Source organism: Streptomyces sp. adm13(2018), assembly GCF_008042145.1.
In the GTDB taxonomy this organism is placed as follows: Bacteria; Actinomycetota; Actinomycetes; order Streptomycetales; family Streptomycetaceae; genus Streptomyces.
The window spans coordinates 1-2,660 of record NZ_RDBH01000108.1 but is presented as its reverse complement, the minus strand read 5'-3'; the positions used below and the strand labels follow the sequence as shown (position 1 = coordinate 2,660).

At 71.8% G+C, this 2,660-nt stretch carries 2 protein-coding genes; both read left to right on the top strand.

What is annotated here, in order from left to right; genetic code table 11:
* Positions 1 to 882 (top strand): phosphatidate cytidylyltransferase (locus EAO70_RS09715; RefSeq protein WP_261992779.1); only part of this gene is annotated, 882 nt, incomplete at its 5' end.
* A 200-nt stretch (positions 883 to 1,082) separates the two neighbouring features.
* On the top strand, positions 1,083 to 2,660 hold a 1,578-nt coding region (locus EAO70_RS09710; RefSeq protein WP_148002607.1), incomplete at its 3' end, for an MFS transporter.

The following is a 2,660-nucleotide window of genomic DNA, read 5'->3' as shown; positions in this document are numbered from 1 at the left end:
GCTCCCAGAGCCCGACCACCACGGCGACCGCTATCACGCCCACGAACGCCGGCGCCACGGCAGAAGAAGACCGCGGGGCGCAATCTGGGCGCGGCCATAGGGGTCGGGGTCGGTCTCGGGGCCGTCATCATCGCCTCGCTGTACGTCTGGGCTCCGGCGTTCGTGGGCGTGATAGCGGTCGCCGTGGTGGTCGGGCTCTGGGAGCTCACCTCCCGCCTCCAGGAACGCAAGGGGATCAAGGCTCCGCTCGTGCCGCTCGCGGTCGGCGGCGCCGCCATGGTCGTCGCCGGTTACGTCCGGGGGCCCGAGGGCGCCTGGGTGGCGATGGCACTCACGGCGCTCGCGGTGCTCGTCTGGCGGATGACGGAGCCTCCCGAGGGCTATCTGAAGGACGTCACGGCGGGCGTCTTCGCGGCGTTCTACGTGCCGTTCCTGGCGACGTTCGTAGCGCTGATGCTCACCGCCGACGACGGTCCGCAGCGGGTGCTGACGTTCCTGCTGCTGACGGTGGTCAGCGACACGGGCGCGTACGCGATCGGCTGGCGCTTCGGCAAGCACAAGCTGGCGCCGAGGATCAGCCCCGGAAAGACCCGCGAGGGTCTGCTCGGGGCGGTGGGCTTCGCGATGGCGGCGGGCGCGCTGTGCATGCAGTTCATGATCGACGACGGTCTCTGGTGGCAGGGCCTGCTGCTGGGCCTCGCCGTGGCGATCAGTGCGACGCTCGGCGACCTCGGCGAGTCGATGATCAAGCGGGACCTCGGCATCAAGGACATGGGGACCCTGCTTCCGGGACACGGCGGGATCATGGACCGGCTGGACTCGCTGCTGCCCACGGCTCCGGTCGTGTGGCTGCTGTTCGTGGTCTTCGTCGGCTCGACCTGACCGGTACGCGCTGCCGCGAGGGCCCGCCATCCTCCGGGGATGGCGGGCCCTCGTGCGTGGGGCCGCGCGGGGGAGCGGCCGCTGGGGCCGGCGGCGTGGACGCGGTCGCCGAGGCTGGAGGCTTGGACGCGGGTCGCTGAGGCCGGAGGCGCGGACGTGGTCGCCGAGCCGAAACCATCCCGCACAGTGACAATACGGTCATGGCATCCATGGCAGGCGCCGGCGGCGCACCCGCGGGGGCGAGGCTCGTCCTGCTGACGCTCGCGGCGGGCCAGTTCCTGATGGCGCTCGACAGCTCCGTCATGAACGTGGCGATCGCGACCGTCGCCGACGACGTGGGCACGACCGTGACCGGCATCCAGGGTGCCATCACCGCCTACACCCTGGTGATGGCGATGTTCATGATCCCCGGAGGCAAGGTCGGGGTGCTGATCGGACGTCGGCGCGCGTTCATGATCGGCTGCGTGATCTACGGCTGCGGCTCGCTGACCACGGCCCTCGCGCCGAACCTGCCCGTGCTCCTCTTCGGCTGGTCGTTCCTCGAAGGCATCGGGGCCGCGCTCATCCTGCCGTCGATCGTGGCGCTCGTGGCCGGCAACTTCCCCACCGAGGGCCGGGCCGCGGCGTACGGCATCGTGGCGGCCGCGGGTGCCGTGGCCATCGGGCTCGGACCGCTGATCGGCGGCATCGCCACGACCTACTTCTCCTGGCGCTGGGTCTTCGCAGGCGAGGTCCTGGTCGTGCTCGTCATCCTGGTGTTCGCCCGCCGCATCGCCGATGCCGGCGAGGAGGCGCACCCGCGCATCGACCTCGTCGGCGCCGCCCTGTCCGCCGCCGGGCTCGGGATCTTCGTCTACGGCGTCCTGCGCTCGGACGAATGGGGCTGGGTCCAGCCGAAGGCGGACGCGCCCGCATGGCTCGGGGTGTCGCTGACCGTGTGGCTGATGCTGGCGGGTCTGCTCCTGGTGTACCTGTTCCTCCGCTGGGAGGCCCGGCTCGTCGCGCGCGGCCGGGAGCCGCTCGTCGACCCCGCCATGCTGCGGAACAAGCAGCTCACCGGCGGTCTGACGATGTTCTTCTTCCAGTACCTCGTGCAGATGGGCGTCTTCTTCGTCGTCCCGCTCTACCTGTCCGTGGCGCTCGGTCTGTCCGCGCTGCAGACGGGCGCCCGGATCCTGCCGCTCTCGCTGACGCTGCTCGCCGCCGCGGTCCTCATCCCGCGCTTCCTCCCCGACGTGTCGCCGCGCCGGGTGGTACGGATCGGGGTGGTGGCGCTGCTCGCCGGCGCCGTCGCGCTGATGGCCGCACTGGACGTGGAGGCGGGGGCAGAGATCGTCACCGTCCCGCTGCTCCTGATCGGGTTCGGGATGGGAGCCCTGGCCTCGCAGCTCGGATCGGTCACGGTCTCCGCGGTCCCGGACCGGCAGAGCGCGGAGGTCGGGGGCATCCAGAACGCCGTCACCAACCTCGGCTCCTCGATGGGCACGGCGCTCGCGGGCTCCCTGATGATCGCCGCGCTCACCTCGTCGTTCCTGGGCGCGGTGGAGCGGAACCCGGCCGTCCCGGCCGAGGTGAAGAGCCAGGCCGCCGTCGAGCTGCAGAGCGGCGTCCCGTTCCTCTCGGACGCCCAGCTGACGGCCGCCCTCGACGAGGCGGGCACCAGCGAGCAGGTGTCCCAGGCCGCCCTGGAGGCGAACGAGACCGCCCGCCTGGACGGCCTGAAGGCGGCCCTCGCGATCCTGGCCGGCGCGTCCGTCGTGGCCCTCTTCTTCACCCCC